We start from the raw sequence: 17,216 nt of genomic DNA, 5'->3' as shown, positions 1-17,216 counted from the left end.
TTTGACAGCTTTTGAACATACGAACGGGTTTGCAATCATTCAGCAATGGATGGCGGATAAAGGTATGTCTCCTTTCAGATTTCAGGTAGATACGTGGCAGAAATTCGGAAAAGGATATAGCGGAATGGTCATTGCTCCTACAGGTTTCGGAAAAACCTTCTCGGTCTTTTTAGCGTTGATTTCGGATTTCCTGAATCATCCTGAAGAGTATAAAAAGGGCCTGAAAATGATCTGGATCACTCCACTCCGTTCTCTTTCCAAAGATATTGCCAAAGCCATGCAGGAAGCTATCGATGAAATCGGGCTGGACTGGGCTGTAGGAGTACGAAATGGCGATACTGATCCAAAAGTGAGACAGCAGCAGGTTAGAAAAATGCCTGAAATCCTGGTGGTAACTCCCGAAAGCCTTCATCTTCTCCTGGCACAAAAGAACCATGAATCATTTTTCAGGAATATGAAATGTATTGTTGTTGACGAATGGCATGAATTACTGGGTTCAAAGCGGGGCGTAATGGTAGAATTGGGGATATCACAACTTAGAAAATACGTCCCCGGATTAAAAATATGGGGAATTACGGCAACAATCGGAAATCTTGACGAGGCTATGGAGGTATTAATTCCTTACCCTGTCAAAAAGACAAAAATTACGGCTAAAGAACATAAGAAAATCGATATTATTCCTGTTTTTCCCGATGAAGTTGAACTTTTACCCTGGGCAGGACATCTCGGCCACAAACTGGCAGACAAAGTCGTTCCGATCATCCTGGAATCAAAATCTACCATTGTTTTTACCAATACCAGAAGCCAAAGTGAGATGTGGTATCAGCTGCTTTTGGATGCTTATCCTGACTTTGCAGGCCAGATAGCTATTCATCATAGCTCTATAGACGCGCATTTACGGATCTGGATTGAAGAAAATTTAAGCTCCGGAAAACTAAAGGCTGTTGTTTCCACTTCGTCATTAGATTTAGGAATAGATTTCAAGCCTGTTGATACTGTCATTCAGATCGGATCGGCTAAAGGGGTAGCCAGATTTCTTCAACGGGCAGGACGGAGCGGGCACTCCCCTTTTGAAACATCCAAAATTTATTGCGTTCCTACCCATTCCCTGGAACTGATTGAGGTATCAGCTCTAAAAGAAGCCGTAAAGAAAAAAGTAGTAGAACCCAGGGAACCACAGGTTTTATGCTTTGATGTATTGGTTCAGTTCCTTATGACGTTAGCCGTTGGAGATGGCTTCTACCCTGATGAAACTTTTACAAGGATCAAAAATACGTTTGCATTCCGGGAAATTCTTGATGAAGAATGGAAAAGTATCCTGGAATTCCTTACCATTGGTGGAAATGTTCTGAAAAACTATGAGGAATTCCATAAAATTGTCATTATGGATGATGGGTTGTATAAAGTGACTTCCCGGAAAATTGCGATGCTTCACCGGATGAATATGGGAGTGATTGTAAGCGATGCCATGCTGAAGGTAAAGTTTATTTCGGGAGGTTACATAGGAATGATCGAGGAATATTTTATTTCCAAATTAAAAAAAGAAGAAAAATTCATCCTTGCGGGGCGCACTCTTGAAGTGGCCATGATTAAAGATATGACGGTTTATGTAAGGTCAGCAAAGGGAAAAGCACTCGTACCAAGTTACCTGGGAGGAAGATTACCTTTAAGCTCGGATCTCGGGCATTTTTTAAGAGAGAAGCTTTCCCATGCTTTAAATCCTAAAGCTTCAGAAAAAGAGCTGAAATTTTTGCATCCGTTGCTTGTTAACCAGGAAGAAAATTCACACATTCCTAAAGAAGATGAATTTCTGGTAGAGTTGATCAGAAACCGCGAAGGTTATCATTTATTCATGTATCCTTTTGAGGGCCGTTTAGTGCATGAAGTTATGGCAGCATTAATTGCTTACCGGATCTCAAAACTCGCTCCCATTTCCTTTTCAATGGCGATGAATGATTATGGATTTGAATTGTTCAGTGATAAAGAAATTCCTTTGACAGAAGAAAATCTCCAGCAGATTCTGACCAGGGATCATTTAATGACCGATGTGATTGCCAGCATTAATTCTGCAGAAATGGCCAGGAGAAAATTCAGGGATATTGCCATAATTTCCGGAATGGTCATTCAAAATTATGCAGGACAGCAGCGCTCCAATAAATCTTTACAAAGCTCCGCAGGGTTGATCTTTAAAGTATTGGAGGATTATGATCCGGGGCATTTTCTCATTAAGCAGGCCTATACAGAAGTCTTCAATATGCAACTCCAGGAACAGCGTTTAGTAGAAGCATTCAAAAGAATTGAAAAGTCTCAGATTGTTTTAAAACATTCCCGTTCCTTTACTCCTTTAAGTTTTCCTATAAAGGTAGACAGTCTCAGGCAAACCCTTTCCAGTGAAGGATTGGATGCAAGAATTAAACGGATGCTGAAACTGTGATGAACCCTGCCTCCAAAGCTACACAAATCTCATATTTTTTATCAATAATTTGCTTGATCTGGTTAAATAATCGCCGTAACTTAGTTTGAAATAACACCTACCATTAACAAAGGTAAAACAATGGAAAAATTATTCCTTGTCCGTCACGGACAGTCACTCTGGAATCTGGAAAACCGGTTTACAGGATGGCATGATATCGATATTACTGAAACAGGAATTGAAGAAGCCAGAAAAGCAGGAATTGCTTTAAAAGGTGAAAAAATAGATATTGCTTTCACTTCCGTATTAATCAGGGCGCAGCATACTTTGTCCGTTATCCTGGATGAAATAGGACATCCTGATATTCCGGTGATCAGGGATAAGGCATTAAACGAACGCTCATATGGCAGTCTGGAAGGACTCAACAAAGCTGAAACAGCACAGAAATACGGGGATGAGCAGGTATATATCTGGCGCAGATCATATGATGTGATTCCTCCGGGAGGTGAAAGCCTTAAAGACACCTACAACCGGGTAGTTCCTTATTTTGAAAGAGAAATCGTACCTTTACTGAAACAAGGAAAAAATGTATTGATCGTAGCCCATGGCAACAGTCTCCGTGCATTGATCATGTATCTTGAACATTTATCCCCTGAAGAAATTCTGAAAAGAGAAATAGCCACAGGAATTCCGCTCACCTATCTGTTTGATGAAAATTTTCATATAAGCAGAAGTGTCAATTAATTTAAAAAAAAGTCCTGATTTACAACCTTTAACTAAACGATCAACAGTGTATATTGTAACCAAAGAAATCTCCGTTCAGCAGAATGTTTTTATTTTAACCAATCAGCGTGCTGTATTTTGGGAAAAAGAAAAAGCTTTGATTCTTTCTGACCTTCATATCGGAAAGACAGCCCATTTCAGAAAAAACGGAATTGCACTAGCCAATCATATCATGAAAAGCGATCTGGAAAGATTGTCCGTACTTATCGAATATTTTCAACCCCAAAAATTTATCGTAGTTGGTGACCTTCTTCATGCCGGGGACAATTCTGATGTGGATGAATTCTGTGCCTGGAGAAATCAATATCCTGACCTTAAACTTTATCTCGTAGAAGGAAATCATGACAGGCTCACTGATTCCCTGGAAAAGAAGCTTTGTCTGAACCATAAAACCACCTCTTTACATCTGGATGAGTTTCATTTTATCCATCATTTTGATCCTGCACAATCGGGATTTCAGATAACAGGACATATCCATCCCGGGATTATTCTGCCATCTTCCGTAAAAAACATCAGGCTTCCCTGTTTTGTGCTAAGTTCCAACCAATTATTGCTGCCTGCTTTCAGCGAATTTACAGGATTGGATACGAAGAATATTCCTCAAAAGGGTAAGTATTTTGTTTTCACAGACTCGGAAATCTACGAAATTTAATATTTAAAGCTGACTTTATTTTTCATTCAGCCAGGCAACTGATGCTCCTGTCCTTATAATATTTCTGTACAGTTCAGGTTTCTGACTTTAGAGTTGTGAATGTTTACATTGCCCTTATCAAAAGCCATAGCTTTTAATTTTAAGAAAAATTTAAATAATAACACTTCGCTTTTATCTTCTTTTGGTCAGGTATTTGAATGTTTTAATGGAAATTATTTAGTGCTATTCAATATAGCGGTTTTATAATTTTCTTTTATTCATTCTACAATCACTAAAATATTATATTATGTCAACACAAAATCTCACCCATCTGGAAGCGATCAGAAAGATCAAAGAATTGTCGGAAAATGCAAGGATATGTATGTTCTGTACAGAACTTGGAACCATTCCTGTCAATGCAAGACCAATGACCTTACAGGAAACTGATGACAGCGGTAATTTATGGTTCATCAGCAGTGGCACAAGCAACAAAAATTTTGAAATAAAAGAGGATCGTAGGGTTCAGTTGTTTTTTATGAACAATAGTAACTCCCAATATCTGTCAGTGTACGGGGAAGCTTCTGTTTACAAAGATAAGGCAACGATAGAGGAAAAATGGTCTCCGTTGGCAAAAGCATGGTTTGATGGAAAAGACGATCCCAATGTTACCATTATCCGGGTGGAGCCTAAAGAAACCTATTACTGGGATACCAAAGCTGGAAAACTTGTCAGCCTGTTTAACTTTATAACATCTGCTATTACCGGGAATAAAACTGATAATTCAGATGGTGTGGAGGGTAATGCGTTAATATAAAAACAAAGAGGTTGTCTCAAAAGGTAAACTAATACTCTGAAAATCTTCTGCCTGACAAATTTTGTCAGGCAGGAATCCTGAAAAATGAATACTTGAGATAGCCTCTTTTTCAGTTTTATGCATATATAACCTGCGAAAGCCTTGCATTTAGACTCAATGTTAAATCATATTTAATTTATTCTATACCTTACTCCACTTCAAAAATAGCCTGAATCTCAACAGAAGAATTGACAGGAATAGAAGAAGCTCCCAAAGTGGCTCTTGCATGCTTTCCTTTTTCTCCAAAGATTTCAACTGTGAGATCAGACGCCACATTCATAAGGTTGGCATGTTGGGTATAGTCATCTTTTGTATTGAAAATCCCCGTTAACTGTACACACTGTTTTACTTTACCCAAATTACCCCCTACAGCTTCATTTAAAACGGATAAAACATTTAGCATAGTCACTTTCGTTGCCTCTTTCACTTGCTGTTCATTAACATCTACCCCTAGCTTCCCGGCATTAAAGATTTTGCCATCTTTTAAGGCTACCTGATTGATAAACACAAGATTTCCGGAACGTACAAACGGCTGATAATTTCCGGCAGGTTTGGGAACTTGGGGAAGAACAATGTTTTTTTGTTTTAAAACATCATTGAAGTTGACATGATGCTCATGAAGTACTGTTGTTTTTGGAGGATGTGTACCTTGTAAAGCCAATGTTACTTTAGCAAAATTTTTCCCTTGCAGCTCTGCCAGGTGCCTTTCTCCTTTTGTAGGTCTCTCGACATCTTTAAGCGACGCCATGCTGGTTACTCCCAGAACAGAATTTCCTTGTGGAATAGCTTTGTTGAGTTCTTCCGTTCCACGGATCCCATTGGATACCAAAACCATCCCGTGTACCGCGAGGGTGTTCCAGAACGCCTGAAGAGCCAGTTCTTTCCCGGCCCCGCTTCCTGCTGACATAAAAACTGTCGCAGGAACTCCTTCCAGGGCATGAGCTGTCCATAGCTGAACGGTTTTAGATAAAAATTCACTCATTCCCGTGCTGATATTTCCAAAATAAACCGGCGAACCAAAAGCAATTCCGTCATAGCCTGTGAGCTCATCCACAGTGGCCACCGGCAAATCTTTTAAGAGCGGATTTTGTGAAGACTTAACCAGCTTGATATAAGAAACTGCAGTATTTTCACTTTCAATTCCTTTGGCGATTTCCTTTGCCAATTCGTAAGTTCCTCCATTATCCGAGTGGATGAGGACCAATATTTTAGATTTATTTTGTGCCATAACTGAAATGTTAGTTAATAAAGTTAAAACAAAAAAAGAACATATTTTTTTCATTGGGAAATAAGAATAGGTTTATAATTAATCATTTTAAGGATACAAAATTAATATTGGCGTTTTTATTAAATTTGCCAAAAAACATATGCAAAACGACAATATCAAATGTGGACTAACCAGGAAAAACAACAGTTATTTTGTGGATACTATTCCCAAAGAAGCCTATGTATGGTGTGAAAAAAACTGGAAGCATGATGATAATGAACATATTCATGCCCGCTCGCAGCTTACTTTTGTAGAAGAGGGCTACCAATATTTCCACATAGAGAATAAGATTCATCTTGTGCCCCAGCACCATGTTATCTGGATTCCGTCTGAAAAGGCTCATAAAATAACATCCGAAGCCCAGACGGTTGAGCTTATGGTCTTTTTATTCAAAACTGTTTTCCCGGAAGATTTTTATCAGGATGTACATGTTTTTGCAGCGCCTCCGGTTCTTAAAGAAATGCTGTTATATGCCTCGAAATGGAATAAAGTATTAGCTGAAAATGATGAACAGGATATTTTTTTCAGAGCGATATTGAGAAGCCTTCCCAATTTCTGCAAAGAAAGTAACGGACTGGAGATCCCTGTTCCTGCCGATAAGAGGCTTATCCCGGTTTGCCAGGACATCAGCTCTAATTTTAAATACCATTTAAATATCGATTCTTTGGCTGAAAAAGCACAAATGTCTGTAAGGAGCCTTCAGCGGATTTTTAAACATGAAACCGGAATTACTTTACAGAAGTATCTTCAGCTGACAAGAATTCTGAAAAGTATTGAGCTGATCGACACCCGGCAGTATACATTAAGCGAAATTGCTTATAAAGTGGGATATCAGAGCTTGTCTGCCTTTACAGCCGCTTATTTTGCCGTGATGAAAACAAAACCCAAAATATAAAAAGTCAGGGAGTTTCATCATGAGGCATATCCACGGGTTTTGATTCCGGGGAGCCTTTTTCCCGGAGCCAGATTGACAAAATGACCAGGGATACAACCGCCAGAAATTCGCTCTGCCAGTTCTGGAAAGATTCAAACCAGAATCTTGATTCTGAAATATACTGCATCATCGTTACCGGAGACTGCTTTTTCATCAGCTGCTCATTATTAAAATCTTTAAAACTTCCATAAAAATGCAGTGTAAAACTCATAAGAAAAAGAAGCCCAAAAGCCAGGGACAATGAGTGTTTATAAATGGCAAGCCATATTCCTCCTTTTTTTACCGGCCATGGGGCCTTAGGATGCGGGCGGGGTTCTTTATCAACATCTTCTTCCTTTTCCAGGGATTTGGACTCGCTGGAACCTTTTTGTCTTAAAGAAACCGTTAACAGAACATATAACAGCATCTGCAGAAACTCACTTTCCCAATTCTCAAAAGTAGCCTGAATAAAATGTCCGCTATACAGGTATTCTCCTAACCGCAAAGGAGGCATACCGTTTTCAATAAGTTCTTTATTTTCTGTAGTCCACCCTGTAAAGAACTGTCCTGTAAGGGAAAGCATCATTAAAGCAAACAAAACCAGACTCAGGCTGTTGCGGTAAAAAAAACCAGGTTGTGACATTTTTCGTGATTTTTTGTTTGATAGACAGACTCATGATTTATTGCTCTGGTAAGGGAATATCTTCTCTAGTTTTTTAGTAGTAGGGCCTGTAAGTACTTTTCCGTTAACATTAAACCGGGATCCATGACAAGGACAGTCCCAGCTTAATTCAGCACTGTTCCATCTTACTTCACAGCCTGCATGCGGACAGGTACTTCTCAGCAGATGGAGCATACCGTTATTTTCTTTATATAAGGCATAAGAGTTACCTTCATACCGTATTACTTTCGCTTCTCCCTCCCTCACTTCTGAAAAAGATTCAATCTTCTCTATAAAAGTCTTATCTTTTATAAAATCAAAAGCTACGGACGCATTTTCTTTTACAAATTCTGTAAATCCGGCCAGAGGTTTTATTCTTGAAGGATTGAATATTTTCTCATATTTACTTTCTCCGTTAATAATCAGATCATGAAAAATCTGCGAAGAAAGTGTTCCGAATATCATCCCGTTTCCCCTGAAACCTGTAGCCACATATATTTTTTCATCATTTCCCGGAAGCTTTCCAATGTAAGGAAATCCATCCACAGGCTCATAATACTGACTTGACCAGCTGTAATACACCGTTTCAACATTAAAATACTCCCGGACATAATTTTCAAGCCTTGAAAAACATTCCCCGGTATCGTCAGAATGCCCCGTTTTATGATCTTCACCTCCTGCGATCAGTAATTTTTGTCCATCAACATCCTGTATTCTGTAATAGTGATAAGGATCTTCCAGATCATACCCCAATTCCCATGGATAGTTTTCATCTTTCAGAGTGAAAGCAATGGCATAACTTCTGTAGGGAGCATTGGTAAAATGCAGAACATTAACTCCAGGAGGAATATGGGTAGCATAAATCACATATTCTGCTTTAATTTCTCCTTTGGAAGTTGTTAGAATAATACTGTCATCTTTCTTCTCATGCGATTCACAGAAACACTCTTCCACAATGGAACCTCCTAATTGAATAAAGGCATCACATAATCCTTTAATATATTTGATGGGATGGAAGCTGCCCTGCCCCGGAATAACCACGGCTTCTTTAAAAGGAACAGGAAACGGGATTTCACTTACATACATCATTTCATGTCCTACCCGGGAAGCTCCTTCTACAATATCTTTCAATTGTTTTTCCTGTTTCTCATCCAAAGCAAAAAGATAAGCCGGCTTCCTGACAAAATCACATTGGATATTGTATTTCCGGATATTATCCTCAATAATATCAATGGCATCCTTTCCGGATTCTGCATATAGCTTGGCATTTTCTAAACCGAAACGGTTAATGGCTTGTGTAAAGGTAGTATCAAAAAAATCATTTAAATGGGCCGTTGTCCCGCCGGTTGTTCCGAATCCAATGTTGGCAGCTTCCAGAATAAGGCATTTTTTTCCGGATTCCTGAAGTTTCAAAGCTGTGGATACCCCTGTAATCCCACCGCCTACTATCACGACATCAAACATCCGGTAAAGATCCGTTTCTGTCGACTTTTTTTTGATTTCCTCCTGCCATATGCTTTTTCTTGCTCCATCTCTGTACATGATCAAATAATTATAAGGTTAAACTTCTTATCGTATGCGTAAAGTATCATTTTCAGACTCCTTAGTCTTCCGGTTATTTTCTTCAGTCTCCGGTTTTTTTTCAGATTCATCTTCATCAAGGTTGCATCTGCAGGAAACAAAAGTGAATAAGCCCATAATACCTAAAATAAATGCTGTTGTTTTCATACTGAAGTATTTTAAAATTTTTATTATCCATTTACAATTAATCCCCCGTTAGGATGAATGACCTGCCCTGTAATCTGTACAGCGTCATCGCTTGCCAGAAATAAAAAGCTTGAGGCAATCTCTTCAGGAGTAGCGTTTCTTTCAAAAGGGGGCAGATTGGGATTTTCTTTTTTTTCATTGAATGTTTCTTCCGTAAGCGGGGTTGCCACAGGCCCCGGAGCTACAGCATTAATCCTGATGTTCTGAGGTTTTGCCTGTAAAGCCAACGAGCGCGTAAAAGCGACAATAGCGCCTTTTGTTGCTGAATAATCCAGCAGTTCAGGATGCCCCTGATAGGCAACCGCAGAAGTGGTATTAATTACACAGCTTCCTTCTTTCATATACTGGAAAACCACTTTCGTGAGTAAGATCATTCCTACAATATTGGAATCAAAGGTTTTCCGGATGTTCTTTTCTTCCAGGTTTACAATATTATCTGATGGAAACTGAACGCCTGCATTATTGACAAGAATATCAATTTTCCCTAATTCCGAAACTACATCCTTAGCCGTCTTTTCGCAAAATTCGTAATCATTAATATCTCCTTGAAAAAGGATGCACTTTCTGCCCAGGTTTTCAATTTCAGCTTTCGTTTTTTCAGCATCATCATCACTACTATGATATATAATAGCAATATCGGCTCCTTCTAATGCGAAAAGCAGTGCTACCGCTCTCCCGATTCCGCTGTCAGCACCGGTAATCAGTGCTGATTTGTTTTCTAATTTTCCCATGTGTATTCTTTTTTACATCACTTTAATATCAGCAGTCTGTTGATCTCGCTTTTAAAACAGCCCAGAATAAATTCCGTGTAGTATAACTGGGCATTTAAAGCTTGTGTTTTAGGATGTAATTCTAATTTTTTGGTAAGGATAATCTCTCCTTTATACGAAAATGAGAAATAGGCAAAAATTTTATACGCCGAATTCCGGATCGGGGTACAATAACCTGTGGTTGCAATGGACCAATCCGATTCATAAAGGGAAGCCACGTTCAATGCCATTGTTTCAGCGATGTTTTCTGAAACACAATCACATTCCTCGGCTTCCTTTCTGTTTACATGTAATAATCTTACCTTTTCAGGTAAAGTATAGGCTGTCATTCCTCCCTTATAGAATAATGAGGCATTTGGCATTTGTGAAAAAGCCAGCTGTAAGCACCCTGAAGTAACACTTTCAGCCACTGAGATCGTTTCATCTGTAGTCATCAAAGATTGACTTATATATTCCAGAAGATTCTTTTGAAATTCCATAATATTCTATTTTAAGGTGATTGATGGAAAATGGATAAAAAAGCTGCTGTTTTATACATCCAGACAGCTTTTTTTATCATTTTCAATAATAAATGGTGTGAAGGATATGTTGTTATGATTGGGTGTTCCTTTCCAGTTCAAGATCCCAAACCCTATGTTGGGCTATGGCATTAATGAACTTATCTGCAGGATTTTGATCATCCCAGGTAATAATTCCCGGATCCTCATGCTTTCTTAAAGCAACATTTGAACTCTGGTAAAGAGGCTCCGTATTTTCACCAAAATAAATAGCTTTACAATGTTTATAGGCTTCATTGATAAAGTGAAGCACATGCTGCTTATTGTCAGGAGCCATAAGTTCTTTCACAGCGTCTTCACCGGCACAAATATAAAGGGCATCAAAACAAACACTTCTTATACTGGTTAAAGAATGTTTTGGGATAAGATCTGTACCATCATTTGTACGTACAGGGGCTAAGCTGGGAGCAATAATCTCAGTTTTGGCTCCTTCTTTCTCCAGTTTTTCTTTAAGATCATAAATGGTGCCTGCTTCTACGCCATTGGCCATGATAAATCCAATTTTCCGGGTTTTAATGGTATTTTTAACCGTATTTTTCATACTTAAGGCATCCGAAACCTTGGTATTAGGCTCTCTTTCCTGGCTTTGGAGTTCTATAGGATCAGCATCGGCAGGTATGCTTTGGTTAGGCCACTCCAGCTGCTTTACTTCAACCCCCAGTTTTTCAGCTACCCTCCATGCCAAGAACATATCGATATACCCAAGCTGTCCTACTACTCTTTCTCTTATTTTAGGATGCGTTACTTTTGAAAGCTCAAAAATCAATGCATTCTGTAGATGTATTTTTTCCGGAGTTGACTGGCTGTTATAAAATAATTTGGCCTGAGAATAATGGTCTACAAAGCTTTTGCTCCTTTGTCGGATTTTTGCCCCGGAGACTCTTTCCTCGTGGGAAGTAAATCCTCCTTCAGACATCATAGCCTGGAAAGGACAGCCCATTCCTATAGAATTAGGATCATAGCTACTTTTCCCTTTGACAATCTGCTGCCTCATATGGCCATCCCGCTGATTATTGTGGACGGTATTGATAGATCTGTTGATCGGGATTTCGTGGAAATTTGGAGATCCCAGTCTGGATAATTGGGTATCTGTATATGAAAATAATCTTCCCTGCAATAGCGGATCATTGGTGAAATCAATTCCCGGAACAATATGTCCCGGATGAAAAGCAATCTGTTCCGTTTCTGCGAAAAAATTATCCGGATTTCTGTTTAATGTTAATGTCCCTACAAGTTCTACGGGAACCTCTTCTTCGGGAACCAGTTTTGTAGGATCAAGAAGATCAAAATCAAAACGATCTTCATCTTCTTCAGGAATCAGCTGTACTCCCAAATCCCATTCAGGATAGTCTCCGTTTTCAATGGCTTCCCACAGATCTCTTTTATGGAAATCAGGATCCACTCCCGAAATAGTCTGAGCTTCATTCCAGGCTACCGAATGTACTCCAAGCCTAGGTTTGAAATGGAATTTAACAAAGTGTACTTTTCCTTCATCATTAATAAATTTAAAAGAATGTACCCCAAACCCTTCCATCATCCTGAAACTTCTCGGAATAGCCCTGTCACTCATCAGCCACATGATCATATGCATGCTTTCCGGCATCAATGAAATAAAATCCCAAAAAGTATCATGTGCAGAAGCTGCCTGGGGAATTTCATTATCGGGTTCCGGCTTTACAGCATGAACGAGATCAGGAAACTTAATGGCATCCTGAATAAAGAATACCGGCATATTATTCGCTACCAGGTCATAATTTCCTTCTTCTGTATAAAATTTTACCGCAAACCCGCGCACATCTCTTGCCAGATCTGTACTTCCTTTACTTCCGGCAACTGTTGAAAACCTTATAAAGACAGGAGTTTCCTTACCTACCTCCGTTAAAAATTTAGCTTTGGTATAATTTTTAAGGCTTTTGGTAAGCTTAAAAACACCATGTGCTCCCGAGCCTCTGGCATGTACCACCCTCTCAGGAATTCTTTCATGGTCAAAATGGGTGATTTTTTCCCTCAGAATAAAATCTTCCAGCAAAGTCGGGCCCCTTTCTCCTGCTTTTAAAGAGTCCTGGTTATTGTTAATCTTCAGCCCCTGATTCGTGGTTAGCTTTTCATTCTCATTATAAGTGGTGTGCCACTTCAGCTGGTCTGCTTTTTCATTATTTTGTTCATTCGTTTTCATATATTCATAAATTTTGGATTGGTTTATATATTTCAAGCAGTCAGATAAAAATTAATCTCTTTTACCATTCTCCAGTAGATGAAGGAGTCTATGGATATACTCTTCTTCTTTTAATACTTTATAGTAGGCCATTTTAGCATATAAAGTAAAAGAAGGCGATTCAATTCTTATTTCAGTGTTTTCATCGGTTATATTCATTGTATTTTTGACATGAAATTCCTGAAGATGAAGAATGTATTCTTCCATGTATCTGTCAATTACTTTTCTAAGAATTTCACATTGTGCATTCTTTTTGATCTTTTCCAGTGATTTGATCAAAAAAGCAGTTACTCCGTAGGAATTAATCATAAGCGGAAACAAGGTTTCATTTTCCAGTGCGTTATTTTTATCATTCAGTGCGGAATTCTGCAAAGTGTCATTTTCAAATATCATATTCAAAAAAGTATTAATTATCAGAAGTTTTTAAATATTGATCAAAATAATGGAGGTCTTGCTTATCCTTAATAGAAAGATAAAACATAATCTGTTCCGGCTCTTTCAGTCCAATGCTGCTGAAACAATCAAAGTGAGCAATCAATGCCTGAATATTTTCAATATGTATTCCTTTAAGGATAACAAATAATAAAAAAATATTATCTTTTATTTCTTTTGCATAGATAGCGGCTCCTTCTTCAAACCAATTCCCTTTATTATCGATTTTTATAAAATCTTTATGTCTCAGGGTTTTTATTATTTTCTGACAATCCATATATACTTGAGTTCATGATTAAGGTAGGCCACCCTCACAAGATCGATGGCATAAGTGGGCATCTAACCTTCTTTTTCTGCATCAAAATTGATGAAGTTTTCTGCAATTTCTGTGAGCTCTTCATCGGTATCTTCTTCCTCCTGAAGGGTTCTCTCAAGAAGTTCAGCAGCTTTATCATGTCCCATGGTAATTGCCAGCTGTGCAAGACCACCATAAGTAGCTATTTCATAATGTTCTACTTTCTGAGCAGCAATAATAAGTGCGGCATCTCTTGTCATGGAACCTTCTTCAGTAGATTTGATAACCTCTTCACCTTCTTTAATGATTCCTTTTATGGCCTCACATTCTTTTTTTTCAGGTTTTTCATCAATAAGCCCGAAAACCTTTTCAAGCCGTTTTACATGCTTTTGAGTCTGAAGATGATGGTCTTCAAAAGCTTCCTTCAATTCATCAGTAGTAGCAGCATCCTGCATTTTTTCCAATGCTTCCAGGATGGCATTTTCAGCGTAATAGATATCTTTAAGGGCACTGATGAAGAACTTATGCAGAGACGAATTTTTCATTTCATCTTTTTTTACAGATGCATTATCTACAGTCATTTCTTTTACCGGAGAAGCCGTAGTGCCGGTTGTTTTTGTGGTTTTACTAATCATAATGTGAGGTGTTTAAAGTTGAAAAAGACTGCCCCTTTATGGTGATTAAAGAGGCAATCATGGAAAAAGAATTATGAATTACGTCTGCCTCCGATTTCGGAAGATCTTATTTGTTATTGTTGAATCTTACGTCCGGTTTGCGTTAAAATGACCGGGCAGATGGCTTCGGGAGTTCTCATGAAATCCGCTTCTCGCTGAAATAAATTTTCCCCGATTCTCCCATAGCTGCCCCTGTCTTTCTTTGTCTACTCTTTGATGGCTAGCGTCATTGATATGAATATCATATTCTGGAAAAATATCATAATCTTCGTTTTCCCAAATATCCTCATAACCATAGTCATACCCTAATTGATAAACTTCTTTAAGGCTTTCAGATGAATGTCTTTTTGAATTTCTAGTGTTCATAATTAGTTTTTTTATAGTTAAATATATAATGATGCCTTGCCGGGTTTATGCAGAAGGCAACCAAATGGAATCGATAATTTCAAACTGAATAAAAGGGCTTGGTCCCTTCTGCTAAGATTTTAGAATTGTATCATACAATTAACTAATCAAATATACTATTGAATAAATCACTTTTTTATGATCTGAGTCATAGTACATCAAATTTAATATAAAACTTACATTTTTTTTATTATAATATGATTTGATTTTACTGTTTTCCTTGAAATGAAAAGAATATTTTTCATATATATTAGAAGTTTCTTAAAAAAATGTAATTTTCAAAACTCAGGTAGCCTGCTGCTTGACTGTTCGTATAAACGGACTATAATTACCTTCAGAATTCACAAACTTTATAAGTCCTGTCCCCTGTAACAATGAGTAGAAGGTTATACTCAATACCAATAGTCATAAATTGATTAAAACTTACTGTTTAATACAAAATTTTACGATTTTCGATTTTAACAATCTTGTTTCTTTCCATGTGTTTGATGGTCCGTATCGCGGTTTCCACACAAAGGCCGGTAAGACTGGCCATTTGTTGTCTTGTTAACGGAATCATGAATGAATAGGGCCTCTCATCTATTTGAAAGCTTTTAAGATAATCCATTAATCCCTTAAGCCTTTTAGAAGGGCTTTGGGAGGATATATTCTGCATCATTATAAATTTATAGTAAAGTCTTTCAGAAAGAAAGCTGTTCACTTCCATACACAGTTCCGGCGATTCATTCAAAAGGGCAAAGAAAGTTGACTTAGAAAGCTTGAAAACACTACATTCAGTGATGGCTTCAGCATTCATCGGATAAGGCTTGTCTATAAAAAGGATAGACTCGCCACAGCTCTGCCCTTTTGATAATATATTCTGTATAAACTCTTTCCCTTCTTCATCATAATTATTAAGTTTTACCTCTCCTGTAATAATCTGATAGTAGTAATGAGGGGAATCACCTTCACAGAATAGGTTTTCTGTCGGGTGGTATTCTTTAATTTCTGCTCCCGCTGAGTGCAAAATGCTTTCATTAATAACCATAATAGTTGTTTTTAAATGTTATTCTTCTTCTCTTATTTTATCTTAGCAAAAATATTGGGGAACTGATTTTATAGAGTGCAAATATTAAACCTAACTAAGTGTTTAAAAGTTAAATAAATTTAATTCATTGTTAATTTTTATAAAATATCAACAATATAAATAATCATTTGATAGAAAAAAATAAATTGTATTTAATTATTCCTATCAAAAACAAAATGAAAATTTTTGTAATCTTACAATAAAAGAAACATAAGTTATATTCGCTCTTATAATGGAGGGAATTTCATGCTTATTTTCCCATAGCTTTATTTTTATGGGCTTTTACAGTATCCTTATTTTTATTTCCGGAAATACTGTCATAATGTATAGTATCTGCTAAAGCCGGAGCTGGCGTATAATTGCTTGATATAGTATCTACAGTTACGGTATCATTTATGATACTGTCTGTAGGAATTGATCTTTCTGTTCGGGACTCTTTTTTACAGCTCGTAACAACGAGCCCCAAGATTAGCAATGGTGCGGTACATTTCATAATAAATATATTTTGTGATGTGGAATAACAAAAGTAGTTTATGATCTAGGCTTTTTCTTATGACTTAAATCATAATGCATTATTTTTAATTATTTTGCAAATTTTTTAGTTCCTGCAACACATACAATAACTCCAACAGTCACTCCCACCATTCCTGCACTTACCTGCTCATGAAGAAAATATGCCGCCAAAGCAAGTCCGAAGAAAGGCTGTAACAACTGAAGCTGCCCCACAGAGGAGATTCCTCCTTGTGCCAAGCCCTTATACCAGAATATAAAACCAATAAACATGCTAAATAAAGAAATATACCCTAATCCGAACCATCCCTTAAAGCTGATGGTTCCTGGATTGTTTGGAAAATAAATAAAAAACAGCGGAAGCATTACAGGTAAAGACAATACCAATGCCCAGGAAATAACCTGCCATCCTCCAAGGCTTTTTGAAAGTTTTGCTCCTTCAGCATATCCCAGTCCACACAAAATTACAGCAAGAAGCATCAGTAGATCTCCTACAGGCGAAGCTGAAATCCCCTGCGAAAAAGCATATCCCATAACCAATAAACTACCCACAACGGAAAAAAACCAGAATACAGGATGAGGTCTTTCTCCTCCACGGAGGACTCCGAAAACTGCTGTTGACAAAGGAAGCATCCCAAGAAATACAATAGAATGCGCTGAGGAAAGATGCTGCAGGGCTAATGAAGAAAGCAACGGAAAACCTATGACACAGCCTATAGCGACCAGTATCAAAGAAAAAATCTGAGTTTTCTCAGGCCGTTTTTCCTTATATAATAAAAGAACGGAAAGGGCCAGGATTCCCGCAATTACAGCGCGGGCGATGGTCACAAATACAGGGTTCATTTCCATCACGGCCAGTTTTGTAGCAGGCATTGATCCACTGAAAAGCAATACTCCTATGAATCCGTTAATCCATCCGTTTATTGCCTGTTCTTTTGATATTGTATCGGTCGTCATTTTAATAAAGTTGTCATTAATTATTCAAAATTAGAAAGGAAAATCAA

Annotated in this window: 19 protein-coding genes; 5 read left to right on the top strand and 14 right to left on the bottom strand. The window is 37.8% G+C overall.

The window, feature by feature from the left end:
- Position 1: 1 nt before the first annotated feature.
- The 4 genes from OK18_RS17180 to OK18_RS17165 all read left to right on the top strand — a co-directional run bounded on the left by OK18_RS17180 (position 2) and on the right by OK18_RS17165 (position 4,641).
- Complete coding sequence (locus tag OK18_RS17180) at positions 2-2,434, top strand: ligase-associated DNA damage response DEXH box helicase (protein WP_082129223.1); 2,433 nt, start codon at positions 2-4, stop codon at positions 2,432-2,434.
- A 120-nt stretch (positions 2,435-2,554) separates the two neighbouring features.
- Complete coding sequence (locus tag OK18_RS17175) at positions 2,555-3,157, top strand: 2,3-bisphosphoglycerate-dependent phosphoglycerate mutase (RefSeq protein ID WP_053328804.1); 603 nt, start codon at positions 2,555-2,557, stop codon at positions 3,155-3,157.
- Between the two features lie 46 nt (positions 3,158-3,203).
- Positions 3,204-3,848, top strand: a complete 645-nt coding sequence (gene pdeM / locus OK18_RS17170) for a ligase-associated DNA damage response endonuclease PdeM (RefSeq protein WP_157837433.1) — start codon at positions 3,204-3,206, stop codon at positions 3,846-3,848.
- Positions 3,849-4,134: 286 nt separating this feature from the next.
- Positions 4,135-4,641 carry a pyridoxamine 5'-phosphate oxidase family protein gene (locus OK18_RS17165; RefSeq protein WP_053328802.1) on the top strand — a complete coding sequence of 169 codons (507 nt, stop codon included), beginning with the start codon at positions 4,135-4,137 and terminating at the stop codon, positions 4,639-4,641.
- 187 nt (positions 4,642-4,828) lie between these two features.
- On the opposite strand, the gene OK18_RS17160 is transcribed toward OK18_RS17165, so the two are convergent.
- Positions 4,829-5,908: an Atu1372/SO_1960 family protein gene (locus OK18_RS17160; RefSeq protein ID WP_394331961.1), complete on the bottom strand. Its 1,080-nt coding sequence runs from the start codon at positions 5,906-5,908 to the stop codon at positions 4,829-4,831.
- 139 nt (positions 5,909-6,047) lie between these two features.
- On the opposite strand from OK18_RS17160, the gene OK18_RS17155 reads away from it, so the two are divergent.
- The gene (locus tag OK18_RS17155; protein ID WP_053328800.1) at positions 6,048-6,842 is read left to right on the top strand and encodes a helix-turn-helix domain-containing protein; all 795 of its coding nucleotides are present in this window, start codon (positions 6,048-6,050) and stop codon (positions 6,840-6,842) included.
- Positions 6,843-6,846: 4 nt separating this feature from the next.
- On the opposite strand, the gene OK18_RS17150 is transcribed toward OK18_RS17155, so the two are convergent.
- The 13 genes from OK18_RS17150 to OK18_RS17095 form a co-directional block, all read right to left on the bottom strand.
- Positions 6,847-7,503: a DUF6766 family protein gene (locus OK18_RS17150; RefSeq protein ID WP_053328799.1), complete on the bottom strand. Its 657-nt coding sequence runs from the start codon at positions 7,501-7,503 to the stop codon at positions 6,847-6,849.
- Positions 7,504-7,533: 30 nt separating this feature from the next.
- Complete coding sequence (locus OK18_RS17145) at positions 7,534-9,063, bottom strand: FAD-dependent oxidoreductase (protein WP_053328798.1); 1,530 nt, start codon at positions 9,061-9,063, stop codon at positions 7,534-7,536.
- Positions 9,064-9,090: 27 nt separating this feature from the next.
- Positions 9,091-9,249: a hypothetical protein gene (locus OK18_RS21330; RefSeq protein WP_156173320.1), complete on the bottom strand. Its 159-nt coding sequence runs from the start codon at positions 9,247-9,249 to the stop codon at positions 9,091-9,093.
- Positions 9,250-9,272: 23 nt separating this feature from the next.
- Positions 9,273-10,019: an SDR family oxidoreductase gene (locus tag OK18_RS17140; RefSeq protein ID WP_050021069.1), complete on the bottom strand. Its 747-nt coding sequence runs from the start codon at positions 10,017-10,019 to the stop codon at positions 9,273-9,275.
- A gap of 17 nt (positions 10,020-10,036) precedes the next feature.
- Positions 10,037-10,537, bottom strand: a complete 501-nt coding sequence (locus OK18_RS17135) for a CinA family protein (protein ID WP_050021070.1) — start codon at positions 10,535-10,537, stop codon at positions 10,037-10,039.
- Positions 10,538-10,649: 112 nt separating this feature from the next.
- Positions 10,650-12,791, bottom strand: coding sequence for a catalase (locus OK18_RS17130; protein WP_053329412.1), 2,142 nt, complete (start codon positions 12,789-12,791; stop codon positions 10,650-10,652).
- Between the two features lie 51 nt (positions 12,792-12,842).
- Positions 12,843-13,223, bottom strand: a complete 381-nt coding sequence (locus OK18_RS17125) for a hypothetical protein (protein WP_053328797.1) — start codon at positions 13,221-13,223, stop codon at positions 12,843-12,845.
- A 13-nt stretch (positions 13,224-13,236) separates the two neighbouring features.
- Entirely contained in the window at positions 13,237-13,539 is a 303-nt protein-coding gene (locus OK18_RS17120) for a hypothetical protein (protein ID WP_053328796.1), read from the bottom strand.
- A gap of 62 nt (positions 13,540-13,601) precedes the next feature.
- Positions 13,602-14,192, bottom strand: coding sequence for a YciE/YciF ferroxidase family protein (locus tag OK18_RS17115; protein ID WP_082129222.1), 591 nt, complete (start codon positions 14,190-14,192; stop codon positions 13,602-13,604).
- A gap of 126 nt (positions 14,193-14,318) precedes the next feature.
- Complete coding sequence (locus OK18_RS17110; RefSeq protein ID WP_050021072.1) at positions 14,319-14,597, bottom strand: hypothetical protein; 279 nt, start codon at positions 14,595-14,597, stop codon at positions 14,319-14,321.
- Between the two features lie 469 nt (positions 14,598-15,066).
- Complete coding sequence (locus OK18_RS17105) at positions 15,067-15,663, bottom strand: Crp/Fnr family transcriptional regulator (RefSeq protein WP_050021073.1); 597 nt, start codon at positions 15,661-15,663, stop codon at positions 15,067-15,069.
- Positions 15,664-15,952: 289 nt separating this feature from the next.
- Positions 15,953-16,195 carry a hypothetical protein gene (locus OK18_RS17100; protein WP_053328795.1) on the bottom strand — a complete coding sequence of 81 codons (243 nt, stop codon included), beginning with the start codon at positions 16,193-16,195 and terminating at the stop codon, positions 15,953-15,955.
- Between the two features lie 89 nt (positions 16,196-16,284).
- The gene (locus OK18_RS17095; protein WP_128572361.1) at positions 16,285-17,169 is read right to left on the bottom strand and encodes a DMT family transporter; all 885 of its coding nucleotides are present in this window, start codon (positions 17,167-17,169) and stop codon (positions 16,285-16,287) included.
- Between the last annotated feature and the right edge of the window lie 47 nt (positions 17,170-17,216).

The organism is Chryseobacterium gallinarum (genome assembly GCF_001021975.1).
Classification (GTDB): Bacteria; Bacteroidota; Bacteroidia; order Flavobacteriales; family Weeksellaceae; genus Chryseobacterium; species Chryseobacterium gallinarum.
Note: the sequence above shows the minus strand (reverse complement) of the source record. Positions and strands in the feature narration are given on the sequence as shown.

What these genes read in the sequence shown, in the direction of transcription:
- OK18_RS17150 (WP_053328799.1), bottom strand. Translation starts at nt 7,503, where the DNA reads ATGTCACAACCTGGTTTTTTTTACCGCAACAGCCTGAGTCTGGTTTTG.
- OK18_RS17135 (WP_050021070.1), bottom strand. Translation starts at nt 10,537, where the DNA reads ATGGAATTTCAAAAGAATCTTCTGGAATATATAAGTCAATCTTTGATG.
- OK18_RS17155 (WP_053328800.1), top strand. Translation starts at nt 6,048, where the DNA reads ATGCAAAACGACAATATCAAATGTGGACTAACCAGGAAAAACAACAGT.
- OK18_RS17110 (WP_050021072.1), bottom strand. Translation starts at nt 14,597, where the DNA reads ATGAACACTAGAAATTCAAAAAGACATTCATCTGAAAGCCTTAAAGAA.
- OK18_RS17100 (WP_053328795.1), bottom strand. Translation starts at nt 16,195, where the DNA reads ATGAAATGTACCGCACCATTGCTAATCTTGGGGCTCGTTGTTACGAGC.
- OK18_RS17175 (WP_053328804.1), top strand. Translation starts at nt 2,555, where the DNA reads ATGGAAAAATTATTCCTTGTCCGTCACGGACAGTCACTCTGGAATCTG.
- OK18_RS17095 (WP_128572361.1), bottom strand. Translation starts at nt 17,169, where the DNA reads ATGACGACCGATACAATATCAAAAGAACAGGCAATAAACGGATGGATT.
- OK18_RS17140 (WP_050021069.1), bottom strand. Translation starts at nt 10,019, where the DNA reads ATGGGAAAATTAGAAAACAAATCAGCACTGATTACCGGTGCTGACAGC.
- OK18_RS17120 (WP_053328796.1), bottom strand. Translation starts at nt 13,539, where the DNA reads ATGGATTGTCAGAAAATAATAAAAACCCTGAGACATAAAGATTTTATA.
- OK18_RS17105 (WP_050021073.1), bottom strand. Translation starts at nt 15,663, where the DNA reads ATGGTTATTAATGAAAGCATTTTGCACTCAGCGGGAGCAGAAATTAAA.
- OK18_RS21330 (WP_156173320.1), bottom strand. Translation starts at nt 9,249, where the DNA reads ATGAAAACAACAGCATTTATTTTAGGTATTATGGGCTTATTCACTTTT.
- OK18_RS17130 (WP_053329412.1), bottom strand. Translation starts at nt 12,791, where the DNA reads ATGAAAACGAATGAACAAAATAATGAAAAAGCAGACCAGCTGAAGTGG.
- OK18_RS17145 (WP_053328798.1), bottom strand. Translation starts at nt 9,063, where the DNA reads ATGTACAGAGATGGAGCAAGAAAAAGCATATGGCAGGAGGAAATCAAA.
- OK18_RS17125 (WP_053328797.1), bottom strand. Translation starts at nt 13,223, where the DNA reads ATGATATTTGAAAATGACACTTTGCAGAATTCCGCACTGAATGATAAA.
- OK18_RS17165 (WP_053328802.1), top strand. Translation starts at nt 4,135, where the DNA reads ATGTCAACACAAAATCTCACCCATCTGGAAGCGATCAGAAAGATCAAA.
- OK18_RS17160 (WP_394331961.1), bottom strand. Translation starts at nt 5,908, where the DNA reads ATGGCACAAAATAAATCTAAAATATTGGTCCTCATCCACTCGGATAAT.
- OK18_RS17115 (WP_082129222.1), bottom strand. Translation starts at nt 14,192, where the DNA reads ATGATTAGTAAAACCACAAAAACAACCGGCACTACGGCTTCTCCGGTA.